Origin of the sequence: Corynebacterium sp. KPL2734 (genome assembly GCF_040225595.1) — a bacterium.
In the GTDB taxonomy this organism is placed as follows: domain Bacteria; phylum Actinomycetota; class Actinomycetes; order Mycobacteriales; family Mycobacteriaceae; genus Corynebacterium; species Corynebacterium rhinophilum.
Genome location: NZ_JBEHFO010000004.1, coordinates 1 through 17,921 on the forward strand (window position 1 = coordinate 1; position 17,921 = coordinate 17,921).

Sequence of the window (17,921 nt, forward strand, 5' to 3'; positions counted from 1 at the left end):
AGCCGAAAAAATGGCCGAACTGCTAAGCTATGCCACCGAAATCTAAAATCGTGTTTCCACGACCACTAGAATCCGCCAAAATGGCACGCATAGCGAAACCCCCTCGCTGGCAAAAGCGAGGGGGCTAAAAATATTGTGTCCCCGACAGGGATCGAACCTGCGACCTTCGGTACCGGAAACCGATGCTCTAATCCGCTGAGCTACGGAGACATCGCTGGGAAAATTCCCAACGATGTGATTCTAGCGCATCGCCCGCCTGGGAACTAAATCAGGCCCGGTGCGTCAGAGGTGGTTACCTCACCGGTGCGCAGATAGTGCACGCCAATCTCATCGACGGCCTTATTCCCCAGCGCAAAGTGCCCGTGGCCGGGGCCGTGGACGGTGACGACGCGCGATTGCATGGGCTGGGAGAGTGCCTCGTGGTACTGGTACGGGGTCTGCGGATCGCCCGTGCCTTGGATTTGCAGGGGCTTGGTGGCAAGGTGCGAGCCATCGAGTGGGGCACCGCCGGTAACGGGTCCGCGTCCGCCACACCCGGCGCCAGATCCGTACATGGAATTAACCAGGGAGAAAATATCGCCGGTGACAAAGTTCGACCACAGGTAGGTGGGGAAGAGCCACGGGTTACCAGCGACGGTGTTCTCGTTGCAGACGATGAGGTTTTGCATATTCATCATCTGGATAGTTTGCTGTTGCACCGCGCGGGCAAGCTCCGGATCATCGACGACCTCGAGAGGCTTACTGCCGTTTAAGTACTTGGCAAACTCATCCCAGTGCGCGGGCATGGGAACGACCTCGCGGGTCTTGCCTAAGGTCACAGAGGCGCGCTGATCTGCCTGTGGGGTAAGCGCCTTGTCGGCGAGGAACTCCGCCTGCACGCGCAGCTCACCCGTGGCGGTCATGATATCCGCGCCCGGCTGACCGGCGAACTCGATCCCGGGTGGAAGGTCACCGATTTTCGCATCCGGTGGCAAGACTGTGGGGCGGGCGCCGGCTTCCATGGCGACCTTCTGCGACCACTTTTCATAGACCTGGAGTGCAGTAGTGCCCAAATGGTAGGTGGCGTCATTATCCGCGATGAACTGGAAAAGATCGTGCAGCGCATTTTCATACCCTTGTTGCTGCGAGGTGAAGATGCCGTTCCATGCCAGCTGCGGGCTCATGCCGGAATCGAGCAGCACCTTGCCGGTGTGCTGCGGATACTGGGTGGCGTAGGCGGAGCCAAGATAGGTGCCGTAGGAAATGCCGGCGATGTCGATGACCTCCTCACCCAGCGCTTGGCGCACCTTCTCCCAGTCTTGGGCGGTATTTGAGGTGGTCAAAGAGTTGGTATAGCCAGGGGTATTCTGCTCGCAGGCATCGCGGGTGGCCTTGCCGATCTGCGTAGTGGCCTCGATGGGATTGAAATTCGGGGTGGCGGCGCAGTCTACCGGGGTGGAACCGGGCAGCCCGCGCGGTTGGACGCCGATCAGATCCCATTCGTTGCGAATTTCTTCGGGCCATTCGACGGCATCGTTGCCAGCCCAAGAATAGGCGTCACCGCCAGGGCCACCTGGGTTGGTAAAGAGCGCGCCACGGCGTGCGTCTGGTTGTGCCGCAGGTACGCGGACAAAACCAACGCTAATGGTTCCGGCCTCGGGGTTATCGTAGTAGGTAGGTACCTCTATCCGGCCGCACTCGGCGCCATCCAGATTGACCTGTGCGGGGCAATCCTCCCAGGTGATTTCTGGATCCGCCGCGGCGGCGGTGGGGGCTGCCACGCCCAGTGCGAGGGCGCTAGCGCAGACTACGGTAGAAATTTTTCGAGAAAAAGAAAGCATAAGCTAAAGCTCCGACTCCTATAACGTTCGTCAGAGTTAGCTTATGCTTCTTTCAGGTTCGTGGCAGTAATTGCCACGCGGCGGGTGCCCTAACTCGGCACCCTAGCCTCGTTACTTCACAATAATCACGATGAGATCGCGCGGGCCGTGCACACCCTCAACGCGCGAGAGCTCGATATCGGAGGTCGCGGAAGGGCCAGAAATCCACGTTGCGGGCTTATCTGGGTTCATCCGGGAAATGACCTCAGTGATGCCGTAGACAACCTCGTCGCGGCGGACGATACAGATGTGACGGTCCGGTACCAGCGTCAAGGCGCGGCGGCCGCAGCGGGAATCGGACTGCAATACGATGGTGCCGGTCTGCGCGGAAGACACAAGGGACTCGGTGACGACGGCATCGGCATCGTCAAGCTCGCGCGGATCCGCTTCCTCGTCGTCCGGGCGGGCCGGAAGGCCATCAAAAAGATCGGCATTCATGCCCGGGGCGTAGCGGATGTCCTTACAGTTGCGATCGTTGACGATGGAATCCAGCGTCTTTTTGAGATCGCTTTCCTCCGTGACGTGGACTTCCGCCTTGTAATCCTCGAGGCGATCGACCAGCATCTCGCGCAGTTCATCATCATTCAGCGTGCCTTCGCGCTGGTATTCGCGGGGCACATCGACGTGATCTGGCAGCCCAGCCTGCTTCTGTGCCGAGCGAATGCGGTTTAGGATGTCTTGCTTTGCGCTCACTTGGAGGCCTCCTTACGGGCATTGGACAGCAGCTCTTTGCCTTCTTCGGAGTCGAACCATTGGCGGAAGGATTTCTTTGGCGGAATCGCGGTATCGCGGCCATCGGACCAACCGGACATGAACAGCGGCAGCGACTCGATGGTGCCGTTGAATCCGCCCATCACGCGGCCAAGTGCCACGAGGTGGGTGACCTTATCCCACATCTTCGGGTTGTCCCAGAGCAGCTGCACCGTCTTGAACAGCTTTGGCTCGATCGGCGAGGCAGCATGGGTGACCTTCTGGTGGCGGTTTTCTAAGATGACATCAGAAAGCGGAATCTTCACCGGGCACACGTCGTCGCAGCGCCCGCACAGCGAGCAGGCGTACGGCAAGCTAGCCGATGGATCGTTGTGGTCCTTCATGCCAGTTAGCTGCGGGGTCAGGGAGATACCGATGGGGCCCGGGTACACGGAGCCGTAGGCGTGTCCGCCGGCGCGCTCGTACACGGGGCAGACATTGAGGCAGGCCGAGCAACGGATGCACTTCAGTGCTTGGTGGCCAACGGGCGAAGACAACGCTGCGGTGCGCCCATTATCCAGCAAGACGATGTGGAAGTTCTGCGGGCCATCGCCCTCTGTCACACCGGACCACATGGAGGTATACGGGTTCATGCGCTCCGCGGTGGAGGAACGGGGGAGCAGCTGCAGGAAGACTTCCAGGTCCTGGAAGGTAGGCACGAGCTTTTCGATGCCCATGACGGTAATCAGTGTTTCCGGCAATGTCAGGCACATGCGGCCATTGCCCTCGGATTCCACGACGTTGACGGTGCCGGTTTCTGCCACGCCGAAGTTGGCGCCGGAAATGGCGACCTTGGCCTTCATGAACTGTTGGCGCAGGAACTGTCGGGATGCCTCGGCCAACTCGGCGGGCTCGGCCTTCAGCGAGTCATCGGTATTGGGCATCTTATCGACAAAAATATCGCGAATTTCCGCGCGGTTGCGGTGAATTGCGGGCACCAGAATGTGCGATGGCATATCGTCACCAAGCTGGACGATGAGCTCTGCCAAGTCGGTTTCCTGGGCGTGGATTCCGGCCTCTTCGAGGTGCTCGTTTAAGCCGATTTCTTGGGTAGCCATGGATTTCACCTTGACCACGTCGGTTTCACCCGTTTCGCGGATGAGACCTTCAATGATCTCGTTGGCTTCCTTGGCATCGCGGGCCCAGTGGACGATGCCGCCGCGGTCAGACACTGCCTTTTCAAATTGCTCGAGCAATTCCGGCATGCGGGCGGTGACGTCCTCTTTGAGGGCAGACCCGGCGTTGCGGAGCTGCTGCCAGTCATCTACTTCCTGCACGGTGTTGGCGCGCTTTTGGCGGATGGTGGTGGTCGCGTGCTGCAGGTTGTGACGCTGGGTAGCGTTATTCAGCCCGACGTGCGCGAGCGGGACGAAGGCCTTGCTGCCACGCAGGTTGCCGTAGCCTTCAGGGGCGCGTGGTGGGGTGGTGTCGAGGAAAGAGGTCATTAGAGCATCGTCTCCTTGGAGTAAGCGGCGGAGTCTGGCTGCCACGGGTGTTCCTTCGTGGAGGCCAAAATCTCTGCCATGTGTAGGGCGCGAATGCCGGAGCGCTGGCGGTGCAGGGCGCCGCCGATATTCATCAGGCAGGAGGAGTCACCGGCGGTCACGTACTCAGCCTTGGTGTCTTTAATGTGGCGAGTCTTATCGGAGACCATGGCCTGGGAGACCTCCGCATTCTTCAGGGCGAATGTGCCGCCGAAGCCGCAGCACTCTTCGCTATTGGCTAGCGGTGCCAAGTCGATGCCCTCGACTTCTTGCAGAAGCTTGTAGGGGCGGTCTTCCAGCTTGAGGAAGCGCAGGCCGTGGCAAGCGGAGTGGTAGGTCACGCGGTGTGGGAAGAAAGCGCCGACGTTGGTCACGCCTTCAATATCGACCAAAAATTCGGTGAGATCGTAGGTCTTTTGTGCGGTCTTTTGCGCGCCATCGACATCGGCGGACGTGCCGAAGCGGTCAGCAATGCTTTCGTGGCGGTCGCGAACCGCTGCCACGCAGGAACCGGAGGCTGCCACGACGTAGTCAATGGAAGGATCTGCGAAGGCATCCGCATAAGAGCGGATCATCCCCAGCGTTTCCTTTTGGTAACCGGTGTTGATGTGCATCTGGCCGCAGCAGGTTTGCTCCTCCGGAAGGACAACTTCGTGACCTAACCGTGAGAGAACCAATGCCGTCGCCTTTTGGACGTCCGGGAAAAGGGTGTCACCAATGCAAGTAGAAAAAAGCGCAATGCGCATACGGTGCTCCTTATTAGTTTTTAAGTCATGGAGGTGTAACTAACCCTACACATTCATCACGTGAAATGTAGTGTGAATCACGTTCTACCAGCATATATTTTGTAATATATATCGCAATATAGGTTTGCCTAAGAGGTCTAGAAAATGAGTAAATTTTGCCCTCTGAAATGTTAGCCAGTGCTTCTTTTCGCACGTGTCGGGGCAGTGAACTAGACTCTTGCCACATGACTCCAGCTGATTTGGCCACCTTAGTTAAAGAATCCGCCACCGAGGTCATGGCAGAACATGACCTAGACGCGTCCGTATTGCCGGAATCTGTCACGGTAGAGCGACCCCGCAACCCAGAACACGGTGACTACGCCACCAACCTTGCACTGCAGGTGGCCAAGAAGGCCGGCGCGAATCCGCGCGAATTTGGTGGCTGGTTAGCACAAAAATTGGCCCAGCACGATGCTATCGCGGAGGCCGATATTGCCGGTCCTGGCTTTATTAATATCCGCTTGGCCGCCGCTGCCCAGGGCGAGATTGTTGCCCAGATTCTGCAGGCAGGCGCGGACTACGGTTCCAATGATTCCTTTGCGGGCAAGAAGATTAACCTGGAATTCGTATCTGCCAATCCCACCGGCCCGATTCACTTGGGCGGTACGCGCTGGGCCGCGGTCGGCGATTCGCTGGGTAGGGTGCTCACGGCTTCCGGTGCAGAGGTCACCCGCGAGTACTACTTCAACGACCACGGCGGCCAGATTGACCGCTTCTCCCGCTCCCTTGTTGCTGCCGCAAAGGGCGAGCCCACGCCGGAGGACGGCTACGGCGGAGATTATATCCACGACATCGCAAACGCGGTTGTGGAAAAGAATCCAAGCGCGCTCGAGGGCGATGCTGCGCAGGTACAAGAGGCCTTCCGCGCCGATGGCGTGGAGATGATGTTTGCGCAGATTAAGCAGTCCCTGCATGAATTCGGCGTGGATTTTGATGTCTACTTCCACGAAAATTCGCTTTTTGAATCTGGGGCGGTAGACAAGGCGCTTGAGACCCTGAAGTCTGAAGGCCACCTCTATGAGGCGGACAATGCGTGGTGGCTAAAGTCCACCGATTATGGCGATTCTAAGGATCGCGTCGTGGTGAAATCGGACGGTAATGCGGCCTATATCGCCGGTGATATCGCCTATGTGGCCGATAAATTCGACCGCGGTCACGATCTCAATATCTACATGCTGGGCGCTGACCACCACGGTTATGTCCCGCGCCTGAAGGCTGCGGCAGCCGCCTTGGGCTATGACGCCGATGGCGTCGAAGTGCTCATTGGCCAGATGGTCAACCTGCTGCGCGATGGCAAGCCGGTGCGCATGTCCAAGCGCGCGGGCACCGTGATCACCATCGAGGATTTGGTTGCCGCCATCGGTGTTGATGCATCGCGGTATTCGCTGGTGCGCTCGTCGGTGGATCAGTCCATCGATATCGACTTGGGCCTGTGGGAGTCGCAGTCCTCGGATAATCCTGTCTACTACGTGCAATACGGCCATGCGCGGCTGTGCTCGATCGGGCGCAAGGCGGCGGAGTTGGGGGTTAGCTCCGAGGGTGCAGACCTCTCCCTGCTGGAGCATGAGCGCGAAGGCGACCTCATCCGCACCCTGGGCGAGTTCCCCGCAGTGGTGGCAGATGCCGCGGAACTGCGCGAGCCGCACCGCGTGGCGCGCTATGCCGAAGAGTTGGCTGGCGTATTCCACCGTTTCTATGACACCTGCCAGGTTCTGCCCAAGGCAGGGGAGGAAGAGCAGCCCATTCACAGCGCACGCCTCGCATTGGCAGAAGCATCCCGCGTCGTCCTGTCCAATGCCTTGACCATGGTGGGCGTGAGCGCACCGGAGAAGATGTAAATGACTGATTTCAATGAGCTTCCCGCCCACGTGTGGCCGCGGAATGCGAGCCGCCAGGAAGACGGCGTAGTAACCGTAGCGGAAGTCCCCTTGCCGGATTTGGCAGAGGAATTCCAGACCCCGCTGTACGTCTTCGATGAAGATGACTTCCGCTCGCGCTGCCAAGACATGGCCCGCGCCTTCGGTGGACCCGATCACGTGCACTATGCCTCCAAGGCATTCATTTCCAAAAAGGTAGTGCAGTGGGTCAATGAAGAAGGCCTGTGCCTCGATGCTGCCGCGCTCAATGAGCTAAAGATTGCGCTCGCCGCAGAGTTCCCGGCAGCGCGCATTACGGCGCACGGGAATAATAAAGACAAGGAATACCTGCGCCTGTGCGTGGATGCGGGCGTGGGCCACGTGGTCATCGATAATGAGCAGGAGCTCGAAGAGCTCAACCGCATCGCCGGCGAGGCAGGCGTGGTGCAGCCGGTAATGATTCGCGTCAAGCCGGGTGTGGATGCGCATACCCACGAATTCATTGCTACCTCGCACGAGGACCAGAAATTCGGTATTTCCCTGGCCACGGGCGCGGCTTTCGCCGCCGTGAAGTGCTGCCTTGAGGTGGATAACCTCCACTTGAGCGGCTTGCACTGCCATGTAGGCTCCCAGGTTTTCAATGCCGAGGGTTTTAAACTCGCCGCCGAGCGCGTGCTGGAGCTCTACCGCCAAATCCACACCGAGCTGGGCGTTGACTTGGCCGAGCTGGACTTGGGCGGTGGCTTTGGTATTCCATATATGCCCTATGAGGAAGCGCTGAATATTGACCGCGTGGCGCAGGACATGCTGCGGGCCGTGGACCAGACCGCGGAAGAACTCGACATTAAAGCACCGTTCCTCCTCGTGGAGCCGGGGCGCTCCTTGGTGGCCGGGTCTGCCGTGACCGTCTACCGCGTGGGTACGGTCAAGGACGTGGAAACCGGCAAGGCCGATTTGCCGGTGCGCCGGTATATCTCTATCGATGGGGGAATGTCCGATAACATTCGCCCCGCGCTCTATGGTTCCGAATACGATGTGCGCCTGGTAAACCGCTTTAGCGATGGCGAGATGGTGCCCTCGCGCATCGTGGGCTTCCACTGCGAATCCGGCGATATTCTGCTGGAGGAAGGCGAATTGCCCAATGATATTCAGCCGGGAGACTTGCTCGCCTTCGCTGCTACCGGTGGGTATCAGTACATGATGTCGTCCCGGTACAACGGCGCGGTGCGCCCAGCCGTGGTTGCCACGCGCGTGGGAAATACCAAGCCCATGCTGCGGCGCGAAACCATCGAGGATCTTTTGTCCTTGGAAGTGGATTAAGCCAGTACTACCCCCGCAACGCACGGGCTGCAATAGGCCCGTGCGGCGGGGGTTTTCTGTAACTAAACGAATATTATCCCCCGCATGTCGCAATATAGACAGCTCGTTCTGTATAGTGACCTGTAGCCGCATACAGCGGGAGACATTTTCCACCACTAAATCGACATGGAGACGGACTATGGATGCTTCAAACAGTGAGCTACAGCTACATTCGCGTACCGGCAAGGGTGAAGGCGAAACCGTTGGCATCGCGCTGCTTGGATTCGGCACCGTGGGCGCGGAAGTTTTCCGCCTCTTAGATGAAAATGCGGATGCCTTTGCTCATCGCATCGGTGGGCCAGCAGAGATCCGTGGCATCGCCATCCAGAACAAGAATAAGCTGCGCCCGGGCGTGCCCAGCGAATTGTTGACCGATGATGCCAAGGCCCTGATCTCCCGCGATGATATCGACTTGGTGGTGGAGGTCATCGGCGGGATCGATTTCCCGCGCGAGCTGGTGTTGACCGCGCTTAATTCCGGCAAGTCCGTGGTGACGGCGAATAAGGCGCTCGTTGCCGCGCACGCTGATGAATTGGCCGAGGCCGCCGAACGCTCCGGCGTTGACCTGTACTTTGAGGCCGCCGTTGCCGCCGCCATCCCCGTCGTGGGTATGCTGCGTCGCTCCCTGGCAGGCGACCAGATCGAGCGCATCTCCGGCATCGTCAACGGCACGACCAACTACATCTTGGATGCCATGGAATCCACCGGCGCCACCTATGACGAGGCCCTGGCAGAAGCTACCCGCCTGGGCTATGCCGAGGCGGATCCCACCGCGGACGTGGAGGGGCATGACGCGGCGTCCAAGGCCGCCATCATGGCCTCCATCGGTTTCCACACCCGCGTGAAGTTCGAGGACGTGCACTGCGAGGGAATTACCGATATCACGGCAGACGATATTGCCGCGGCAAATGATGCCGGCTATTCCATCAAGCTGCTGGCCATTTGTGAGCGCCTGCGCCGCGAGGATGGATCCGAAGTGGTCAACGCGCGCGTGCACCCGACCTTGGTGGCCAAGGAGCACCCGCTGGCTACCGTCAGCGAGTCCTATAACGCCATCTTCGTCGAGGCTGAGGCAGCCGGATCGCTCATGTTCTACGGCAATGGTGCTGGCGGCAACCCCACTGCTTCGGCCGTGCTTGGCGATGTTGTCGGTGCCGCCCGCAATATCGTCCACGGCGGCCGCGCGCCTGGCGAGAATACCTACGCTAACTTGCCGATTGCGGACTTCGGCGAGGTTGATACCCGTTTCCACATCGATATGGAAGTCCAGGACCGCGCTGGCGTCTTGGAGGCTATTTCCGCGCTTTTCGCACAGCATGGGGTATCCCTGCGCACCGTGCGCCAGGAAGACGGCGAGGACACCGCGCGCCTTATCGTGGTCACCCACGCTGCCAAGGAAGCGACCCTGGAAAACATCGTCTCCGCCTTGGGCGAGCTCGATGAGGTCAAGGCCGTTCACTCGGTCATCCGCCTGGGCAGCTAAACCGGTTCGATATATTAGTCACCATGAGCATCGAAGTTGAAGTCGGCACCAAAGCGATAGTCACCGTCCCCGCCTCCACGGCGAACCTGGGGCCGGGCTATGACACCCTGGGCATGTCACTGAGCATGTATGACACCGCCGAGGTGGAGGTCATTCCCTCCGGCCTTGAGGTGGAGATTTTTGGCGAGGGGGCAGAAGACCTCCCGCGCGATGGCTCGCACCTGATGGTTAAGGCCATCCGGTCCGCCCTATCTGCGGCCGAAGCTACGGTGCCGGGGCTGCGCGTGGTTTCGCATAATACGATTCCCCAATCGCGCGGCCTGGGTTCTTCGGCGTCTACAGCGGTCGCCGGCGTGGCCGCGGGCAATGCCTTGGCGGGCAGCCCGCTGACCCAAGATCAGCTCGTGCAATTGTCCTCGGCGTTTGAGGGCCACCCGGATAATGCCGCCGCCTCGGTACTGGGCAGTGCCGTGGTCTCGTGGACGACGGTTCCTGTCGATGGCCGATCCTTACCGGAATACAAGGCCGCTACCATCAACGTGCATCCCGATATTCGGGCGACCGCGCTGGTGCCGGATTCCCACGCCTCCACCCAGGCGGTGCGTCGCGTTCTGCCTTCGCACGTGACGCATTCCGATGCCGCCTTTAACGTCTCCCGCACCGCCGTCCAGGTAGCCGCATTGCAGAACTACCCGGAGTTACTGTGGGAAGGCACCCGCGACCGCTTACACCAGCCGTATCGCGCCGACGTGCTTCCCGTGACCGCGGAGTGGGTGAACCGCCTGCGCAACCGCGGGTACGCCGCCTATCTTTCCGGAGCGGGGCCAACGGTGATGGTGCTGCACACGGAGGACATCGACGAGAGTATTCTCGATGATGCCCGCGAGCAGGGCCTGCGCGTCTTCGATCTCAAGGTCGCGGGCCCGGTTCGCGTGGAAGTTACACAGGCTTAATCTCGATCTGGCACACTTCGGGGCGCTGCATCGGCGTTAAGGCGATGTCCGCGTCCGTACCGCTGGCTTCCTGCAAAAAGCCAGCGTGTATGGCGCAGACAAAGGGGCTCGGGGTGGTTCCGGAGGAGACGAACGGGCAGGCATTCAACTCGATTTCGGAAGGATCTGCGCCCTGCGAAGGATCAAAACCCATATCGCGCAGGGTGGCAAAAAGGGTATCGAGCGCCCCGCTGTGAATGTCCGCGCCCGTGGCGCGCGCCCATTGGCGTCCCAGCTCCCGGGCCTGTGGGGAAGAGAAATCATCGAGCTCTTCTTTGCCCGCGAGCATCGAGGTCAGCACGCTAATGAGGCTGACGTATTCGTCTGCGATGGCGCGGTTATCTGGCACGCGCGCCTGGAAAATCAGGGACGGGCGTCCGCGACCGGTGCTGTGCTCTGGAACGGCGGTGACGGCACCGACATGAATGAGCTCATCGATATGCCCGCGCGCGGTATTGACGTGCATGCCTAAATCTTTTGCTACCTCCGCCGCACGGGCTCCTCGCGGGTAGTGCTGGAGCTGCGTGAGCACCTCGCGCTGCTTAGGGGAAAGCTTGAGTGCTTCTGGGAAGAGTTCGGTGCTGGGGCGGGGGAGCGAATTAGGCATGCGATTAACTTCGTATCTCTGAGTGCTGATGAGGGGCTTGATTAACAGAAATCTTATCTTTAGCCACGCTATAGGATACGGTATCGTCCGTATCAATACCTAAAGCTACCTGCCTACTCACCGGCACAGTGATGGTGTGCCCGTCCATATCTAGGCTTAATCGAGCATCAGCCATGCTGGCAGCTTCTACCGCGATGACCTTGGTGGACCAGTGATTGACCTCGGTAGAGGCTTCAGCCGTAAGGTGCACGTCGCTGGGCCGAAACGTGACCGCCACCTTATCGCCGGCGCGGAGATCGGCGGGCCCGCCAGTGATGGTGGCACTCCCGCAGGTAACGACGGTCTCGGTAGCAGTCGCCTCTGTGACGGTGCCTTCCACGCGGTTGAGCCCTGCGATATTAGCCACAAAGCCGGTGGGTGGGACATCGAGGAGGTCTGCGGCAGGCCCGTGGGCGGTGACGCGGCCGGAATTCATGACCACCATGTCATCGGCAAGCCCGGCAATATCCAACGCATTGTGGGTCACCAGCAAAGTGGTGCGGTCATGGCGGGTAGCGCGCAGGAAGCGGCGCCACTTGCTGGCGGATTCCACGTCGATGGCCGCCAAGGGCTCATCCAGAATCAGGATGGTGGGCCGTGCGGCAAGCGCGCGGACGAGGGCCACTTGGGCGGCCTGGCCGCCAGAAAGGGCGGGCACGGGGACATCGCTAAGCTCCCGTAATCCTGCTGCCTCCAGTAATTTCGTGGCGCGGTGCTTATCGCGGGTGACCATCGCAATGGCCTGGTTGGCGGTGGCCCGTGGGGGCAGGCCGGGGCGCTGGGTAAGCAGGACGATCTCATCTGGGTCGGCGGTAATATCCGCGCCGGTCAGCCGCCCGGCGATGCGCCCCATGAGTGTGGTCTTGCCCGAGCCATTGGAACCGACGATGGCCGTGATCGCGCGCGGGGTAAATTCCGTGGTTTCCCCGTCCGCCGTGACGTTTAGGGTGGGGGCCTTTTCTGGGGACGTCAGGGCGCTGAGCTTCTCGTAGTCCATGCTGTGCAGCTCGCGGGCCTGCGCTTGGTAGGAACGCTGGAGGAGAGAGGGAAGCCCGGCGAGGGCGAGGCAGAGGATGGCCATCGCAATGAGGATGGCGGAAAGCACATAGGCACCATCGGTATCGACCTCGCGCTCCAGGTAAATACCGAGCGGCATCGTGCGGGTCACGCCCGGCTGGGAGCCCGCAAAGGTCAGCGTGGTACCGAACTCGCCGAGGGACCGGGCAAAGGCAAGGCCGGCGCCGGTGGCCAAGGCGGGGGCGATGGAGGGGATGGTGATTTTGCGCAGTACCTCCCAGCGGGAAAGGCCTACGCTGGCGGCAGAGGCCAAAATCTCTTGATCCAATTGGCGCAGGGCGGAATCGACCGCCACCACGACGAAGGGCAAGGCGACGAAGCACTGCGCGGCGATGACGCCGGGAAAAGCAAAAGCAAAGTGGAAATCTATGGCGTCAAGAAACGGGGCCAAGTAGCCCCTGCGGCCAATGGCGGCGGTCAGCGCCAAACCGCCCACCACGGGCGGCATTGCCAAGGGTAAATAGACCAAGAGGCGGACCACGTCGCTGCCTCGGCCGAGTTGTTGGACCCATAAGGCAAGGCCGGTCCCCAGCACCATCGCCAGCAGCATTGATTGGAATGCCGCGGTAAGGGACAGCTTGAGCATGTCCCAAATCTCCGGTTTGGCGAGGTATTCGCCGATGCGGTTCCACGGTACGCGCAGCCCCAGGGAGGCTACGGGAACGAGGATGACAACGACCGCGATGAGGCCGATAAGGCCGATAACGAGGGGAGATTTAAGGCGGATGGGCTGGGGAGGGGTCATTGATTAATCTGCTGGGTTAAAGCCGTACTCTTCCCAGGTCTTATCAAAGTCATCGGCCAGCAGGTCAAGGACCTTCTGTGCCTCTTCTGGGTGTGCAGCCTCGGCGGAAACGGCGCCCAGGATCTGGTTGGCAAACTTTGCGGCATCCGGGATCTCGATGACCTCTACGTCATCGCCAGCGGCCGCAGCGTCGGTGGAGTAGACCCAGCCGGCATTGGCCTCACCGGAGACAACCTTGCCCAGCACGTCAGCGACCTGCTGCTCCTGGGAGGCGGGCTTTACGTCCAGGTTGTTTTCCTCGATGATCTGGGAAGAGATATCGCCACATGGAACCTGCGGGTCACAGAGGACGAAGCGGTCCTCGTTCTGCAGATCCTCGATGGAGTGAATATTGCCCGGGTTGCCCTTCGGCACAACCATCACCATGACGTTGGTGGCAAGGACCTTCGGGTCCTTCACGGTGCCATCGCTGATGGCCTTGTCCATGGTCTTCTTGGACGCGGTAACCAGCAGGTCAGCGGGGGCGCCCTCGCTCAACTTGTTGACCAGGTCGGAAGAGCCGCCATTTTGGAATTCGAGGTCAACCGGAGTGTCGAGCTCGGAGGCGCGCTTTTCCAGCTCATCGTTGATGACGCGGGTGGACGATGCAGCCAAGAGGTTCAAGCTGGTCTCCTCTGAATCGGAGTTGGTGGAGGTATCGGGAGAGCAGGCAGAAAGCGCCAAACCGGTCGCGGCCACGGCGGCTGCGGCAAATTTCTTATTCATAGTGAATGCTCCTTGTTATGTAGGCAACAATGTACGAGAGATGGAGTTATCAGCACATAGCCTATCGATTGGCACGGAAATATACTATGAAATTCGCGTAAATTTGATGTGATAGTCGTTTTCCTCTTCCTTAAGGTAAGACAGCTCAAATTCCTCCGCGCGCTCTTCTACTTCCTTGAGTAGGGGGAGTGGGTTGTGCGGGGCGATGAGGATCATGGCTTGGCCCACGTTCAGGGTGCCCAGGGCGCCGTGGATGGCGCCGTGGCGCACGGCATGGGGGATTTCGGAGGCGTTGAGGGTAGGGATGGAGTTCTGCTGGGAGGCATCAGTGATGGGAAGTTCCATGGGAAGGTTCATCCTTTCGGAGGTGGGGTGAGGTTTTACCTTGCCACCAATATTAGTACGATTAAAACCGTGATAAATAATAGGCTCGCGCACCGCTTCTTCCTTGCTTGCGCGGGGCTGTCCTTGCTGGTTGGGCTCGCCGCGGGGGCATCCCTGCTCGGTGTGGGATTCTCGCCGGCAGCGTCTCTAGCTGCGGATCATGGCCCCTTGATGGTCTTTGGTTTTGTCGGCGGCGCTATCGGGCTGGAGCGCGCCGTCGCCGTGCGCACGCGGTGGGCCTGGGCAGGACCCATCTTCCACGTAGCCGGCTTCGTTGGCATCGTGGTCGGTCTGCCGCGGCAGGTCCCGGCGTTGTGTTTTGCCGCCGGCTTCATCGTGCTGGGGTTTATCTACGCCACCATTCACCGGCGCCAGCCCGCCCTGTCCATCATTGTGCAGGCCACCGGCGTCATCGGCGGGGTAGCGGCGGCACTGCTGTGGGCCATCGAGCCAGCGTTTTCTACCGCGATGCCGCTGTGCGTGCTCTACGTGGTAGCGACGATCATCGGCGAGCGCATGGAGCTGGCCCGCATCACCATGGCTGGCACGCAGGCGGAAAAGCGGATTACGCTGTGGGTTTTGGGGTTGGCGGCGCTCAGCGTGGTCTATATCCTCTCTCCGGCAGTGGGCTTTCGCGCGATGGGCGCGGCGCTTATCGGCGTTGCGATTTTTACCATGCGCGTGGATGTGGCGAAGAACCTAGTGCGCTCGCGCGGGCTGCCGCGCTATTCCGCCGCGTGCATGCTCGCCGGGTATTTTTGGTTGGCCCTCGGCGGCTATTTCTGGCTGCTCTATGGCGAAAGCTCCGGCTTTGCCTACGACGCCTCGGTGCACGCCATCTTTTTGGGCTTTGTCATGTCCATGATTTTCGCCCATGCCCCCATCATTATTACCTCTGTCATCCGCCGCCACTTGCCCTACCATCCGGTGCTGTTCCTCCCCGTGGCGGTCCTGCATGGCGGGCTGGCGCTGCGCATTCTTGCCGATGTCGCCCGCCACACCGTCGCCTACCAAGTAGGCGGGCTGACCACCCTCGCCGCCGTCTTGGTTTTCCTCGCCTGCGGCATTACTTTGACGGTGAAGGAGGCCCACCTTGCACATTAATGACATTTCCCTGGCCGCCCGCAGTCGCTGGCACATCGTGACCGCAGCCCTTATCGGCGCGTGGGTGCTTATCGGCATCGGCATCAACGTGGCGGGTCACCTGGGCGCGCCCGTGGTGTGGTGGGACCTCATCCACCCGCTGACCATCGGCGCGCTGACCACCGCCATCATCGTATTTTCCACCCACTTCACCGAGGCGCTTACCCGCACCGCCAATAACGGTTACCGGGGCGTTGGCGCGCGCGTGGTTCTCATCCAGGTGGGCCTTATCCTGCTGATTATCGATCGCGCGGGGTATGACTGGGGCCTGCTTGCCGATGCCGCCTCTCTCCTCATCATCGCCGCCCTTGCCTGGCAGCTCGTCTTTACCTACACGCGCTTGCGCGGATCGCTTTCTGGTTCGTTTGCGGCGACGGTGCCGTTTTATGCGGCCGCATCCATCTTCATGATTGCCTCTGTAATCCTCGTGATTTTAAGCGGCAATGGCGTAGGCAACTATTCCTTCCTGGTGGCAGCGCACTCGCGCGGCATGGTCTGGGGGTTTGCGTGGCTGACCATTGTGGGCACCATCGTGACGCTGCTTCCCACCTTGTCCGGCACCGCGATTTCGCCTACCGCGCGGATGCGGTGCACACGCGGGCTCATCGTCCACTGCACCGGGCTAATACTGACCATGGTTTGTGGCGCGGTGGGGTGGACGCGCGCGGCGGGCATCGCCCAGCTGCTTGTCGTGCTGGCCGCCATCATGATCATCCAACCGGTACTGGCCACCGTGCTGGGGCGCAACCCCCGGCTTACTACCGCATCGGTATCCGTTATCGCAGGACTGCTGTGGATGGTGGCCCTGTGCGCCGGCGATGCCGTCGCCGCAGCGTTTGGTGCCTACCCGCGCGTCATCACGCTGTTTTTGGTTCCGGCCTTCATCGGCGGCGGCATTTTGCAGCTGGTCACCGGCGTCTTGCACCACCTCTTGCCCACGCTGGTGGGAGGCGGTCCTGCCAAGGTGCACCACGGCCGGGATACCGCGGACCGCGCCGGTTTTGCCCGACTCGTCCTCATCAACCTCGGCGCCCTGCTGAGCCTTGTCAACGCCCTTTCTGCTGGGCTTATCCTCATGGGGATGGGCTTAGCATTAAACGTGCTTGCCGTGGGCCGCGCCGTCTACCAACAACAGAATCTGGAGAATTAAATGCTTAGTGTTTCTTCCCCACAGCCACAGGATAAGCCGCCGGAGTCCGGTAACTCCCAATGGGCCTCGTGGTTACTTATCGGTATCGCGCTGGCCGCGGTAATCGCGCTCGCCCTAGTCAATACCACCTCTAAGGACTCCCAGCCATCAAGCTCTGTTGCCGAAGGTGAAACCCACACCATTGACGTAGAAGTCGATGGTATGGCCTTCGTCCCCAACCACGTTGATATCGATCCCGGCACCCACTTGGTGGTTAACTTCACCAATACCGGGGACCAAGTCCACGATCTAAAGATTGGCGATGCCGAAACCGGCCGCGTCGATCCCGGCGATACCGTGCAGCTCGATGCCGGCGTCATCGAATCCAGCACCGAAGGCTATTGCACCATCGCCGGCCACCGCCTGCAGGGCATGACCTTTAACGTCAACGTGGGCGATTCCGCGCCAAGTACCGGCGGGCACGATCACCACCACGCCGTGGCAGGGGCATCCAACCCGCACGTTGATGTTCCGAGCGCCGCCGAACTTGGCGCCTCCCGCGAAGGTTTTAGCGCCCATGACGCCTCCCTGGCGCCGGCGGCTAATACCACCACGCACGAAGAAACCTGGTCGATGACCGAGGAAATCGTTGAGGTAGCCCCCGGAGTTAAGCAGATGCAATGGCTTTTTAATGGCCAGGCGCCAGGGCCGACGCTGCGCGGCAAGGTGGGCGATAAGTTCAAGATCACCATCAGGAACGAGGGCAGCATGGCCCATTCCATCGACTTCCACGCCGGTGAGGTCAACCCGGATGAAAACATGAAGTCCATCCAGCCCGGGGAAGAACTAACCTACGAATTCACCGCGAATCGCTCCGGCATTTGGATGTATCACTGCTCAACCGCCCCGATGTCCCTGCACATCGCCAACGGCATGGCCGGTAACGTCATCATCGATCCACCAGATCTCAAGGACGTAGATGCCGAGTACAACTTCATCGCCAACGATGTATTCCTCGGTGAGGAAAAGACCGGCGCCGATGCCCAGCGCGTGGCCGATGGCGACTTCGACCTCATGGCCTTTAATTACTACCCCAGCCAGTACGACGTCGACCCCATCAAGGCCAAGGTGGGCGATACCGTCCGGTTGTGGATCCTGAACGTGGGCCCCGATCAGCCGCTTAGCTTCCACGTGGTGGGCGAGCAATTCGATACTGCCTATAAGGAAGGTGCTTACCTCATCAAGGACGAGGATAAGACCGGCTCGCAAGCCCTCGACCTGCTCCCCGCACAAGGCGGGTTCGTGGAAATGACCTTCAACGAGCCTGGAACGTATTCCTTTGTCAACCACATCATGACTAACGCGGAAAAGGGACAGCACGGCAAGTTCGTCGTCACCGAATAAAGCGTTACCAACCCCACCCCGCCCTTTGCGCTCACCAGGGCACTGCAGAGAGGTAGCTCC

At 60.3% G+C, this 17,921-nt stretch carries 15 protein-coding genes and 1 tRNA gene; 7 read left to right on the forward strand and 9 right to left on the reverse strand.

The window, feature by feature from the left end:
- Positions 1-136 precede the first annotated feature (136 nt).
- The 5 genes from ABRP88_RS03610 to ABRP88_RS03630 all read right to left on the reverse strand — a co-directional run bounded on the left by ABRP88_RS03610 (position 137) and on the right by ABRP88_RS03630 (position 4,839).
- Positions 137-210, reverse strand: a tRNA-Arg gene (locus tag ABRP88_RS03610).
- A 53-nt stretch (positions 211-263) separates the two neighbouring features.
- Positions 264-1,820, reverse strand: coding sequence for an alpha/beta fold hydrolase (locus tag ABRP88_RS03615; protein WP_349836199.1), 1,557 nt, complete (start codon positions 1,818-1,820; stop codon positions 264-266).
- Between the two features lie 111 nt (positions 1,821-1,931).
- Complete coding sequence (locus ABRP88_RS03620; RefSeq protein ID WP_284769862.1) at positions 1,932-2,552, reverse strand: LutC/YkgG family protein; 621 nt, start codon at positions 2,550-2,552, stop codon at positions 1,932-1,934.
- Complete coding sequence (locus ABRP88_RS03625; RefSeq protein ID WP_284784698.1) at positions 2,549-4,054, reverse strand: lactate utilization protein B; 1,506 nt, start codon at positions 4,052-4,054, stop codon at positions 2,549-2,551. The genes ABRP88_RS03620 and ABRP88_RS03625 overlap by 4 nt, the downstream gene beginning before the upstream one ends.
- On the reverse strand, positions 4,054-4,839 hold the full coding sequence (locus tag ABRP88_RS03630) for a (Fe-S)-binding protein (protein WP_023026328.1): 786 nt from the start codon (positions 4,837-4,839) through the stop codon (positions 4,054-4,056). Before ABRP88_RS03630 ends, ABRP88_RS03625 begins: the two co-directional genes overlap by 1 nt.
- Before the next feature lie 224 nt (positions 4,840-5,063).
- On the opposite strand from ABRP88_RS03630, the gene argS reads away from it, so the two are divergent.
- The 4 genes from argS (at position 5,064) to thrB (ending at position 10,529) form a co-directional block, all read left to right on the forward strand.
- Positions 5,064-6,716 carry an arginine--tRNA ligase gene (gene argS, locus ABRP88_RS03635; RefSeq protein WP_284769860.1) on the forward strand — a complete coding sequence of 551 codons (1,653 nt, stop codon included), beginning with the start codon at positions 5,064-5,066 and terminating at the stop codon, positions 6,714-6,716.
- On the forward strand, positions 6,717-8,054 hold the full coding sequence (gene lysA / locus ABRP88_RS03640; protein WP_349836201.1) for a diaminopimelate decarboxylase: 1,338 nt from the start codon (positions 6,717-6,719) through the stop codon (positions 8,052-8,054).
- A 178-nt stretch (positions 8,055-8,232) separates the two neighbouring features.
- Entirely contained in the window at positions 8,233-9,576 is a 1,344-nt protein-coding gene (locus tag ABRP88_RS03645; RefSeq protein ID WP_284782551.1) for a homoserine dehydrogenase, read from the forward strand.
- Between the two features lie 23 nt (positions 9,577-9,599).
- Positions 9,600-10,529, forward strand: coding sequence for a homoserine kinase (gene thrB, locus ABRP88_RS03650; protein WP_284852162.1), 930 nt, complete (start codon positions 9,600-9,602; stop codon positions 10,527-10,529).
- Here the strand turns inward: thrB and ABRP88_RS03655 are convergent.
- The 4 genes from ABRP88_RS03655 to ABRP88_RS03670 form a co-directional block, all read right to left on the reverse strand.
- Entirely contained in the window at positions 10,516-11,175 is a 660-nt protein-coding gene (locus ABRP88_RS03655; RefSeq protein ID WP_284796325.1) for a helix-turn-helix transcriptional regulator, read from the reverse strand. The two genes, thrB and ABRP88_RS03655, sit on opposite strands and share 14 nt — an antisense overlap.
- 4 nt (positions 11,176-11,179) lie before the next feature.
- Complete coding sequence (locus ABRP88_RS03660) at positions 11,180-13,036, reverse strand: ATP-binding cassette domain-containing protein (RefSeq protein ID WP_349836202.1); 1,857 nt, start codon at positions 13,034-13,036, stop codon at positions 11,180-11,182.
- Positions 13,037-13,039: 3 nt separating this feature from the next.
- A complete protein-coding gene (gene modA, locus ABRP88_RS03665; RefSeq protein ID WP_349836203.1) occupies positions 13,040-13,801 on the reverse strand; it encodes a molybdate ABC transporter substrate-binding protein in 762 nt (253 codons plus the stop codon).
- Between the two features lie 84 nt (positions 13,802-13,885).
- Positions 13,886-14,146, reverse strand: a complete 261-nt coding sequence (locus ABRP88_RS03670; RefSeq protein WP_349836204.1) for a DUF2249 domain-containing protein — start codon at positions 14,144-14,146, stop codon at positions 13,886-13,888.
- A 69-nt stretch (positions 14,147-14,215) separates the two neighbouring features.
- Here ABRP88_RS03670 and ABRP88_RS03675 point away from each other — a divergent pair, with 69 nt between their 5' ends.
- The 3 genes from ABRP88_RS03675 to ABRP88_RS03685 are packed head-to-tail and all read left to right on the forward strand — an operon-like array spanning position 14,216 to position 17,861.
- A complete protein-coding gene (locus ABRP88_RS03675) occupies positions 14,216-15,289 on the forward strand; it encodes a DUF8744 domain-containing protein (protein ID WP_349836205.1) in 1,074 nt (357 codons plus the stop codon).
- Complete coding sequence (locus ABRP88_RS03680; RefSeq protein ID WP_349836207.1) at positions 15,279-16,478, forward strand: beta-carotene 15,15'-monooxygenase; 1,200 nt, start codon at positions 15,279-15,281, stop codon at positions 16,476-16,478. The genes ABRP88_RS03675 and ABRP88_RS03680 overlap by 11 nt, the downstream gene beginning before the upstream one ends.
- Complete coding sequence (locus ABRP88_RS03685; protein ID WP_349836208.1) at positions 16,479-17,861, forward strand: multicopper oxidase domain-containing protein; 1,383 nt, start codon at positions 16,479-16,481, stop codon at positions 17,859-17,861.
- The last annotated feature ends 60 nt before the right edge of the window (positions 17,862-17,921 follow it).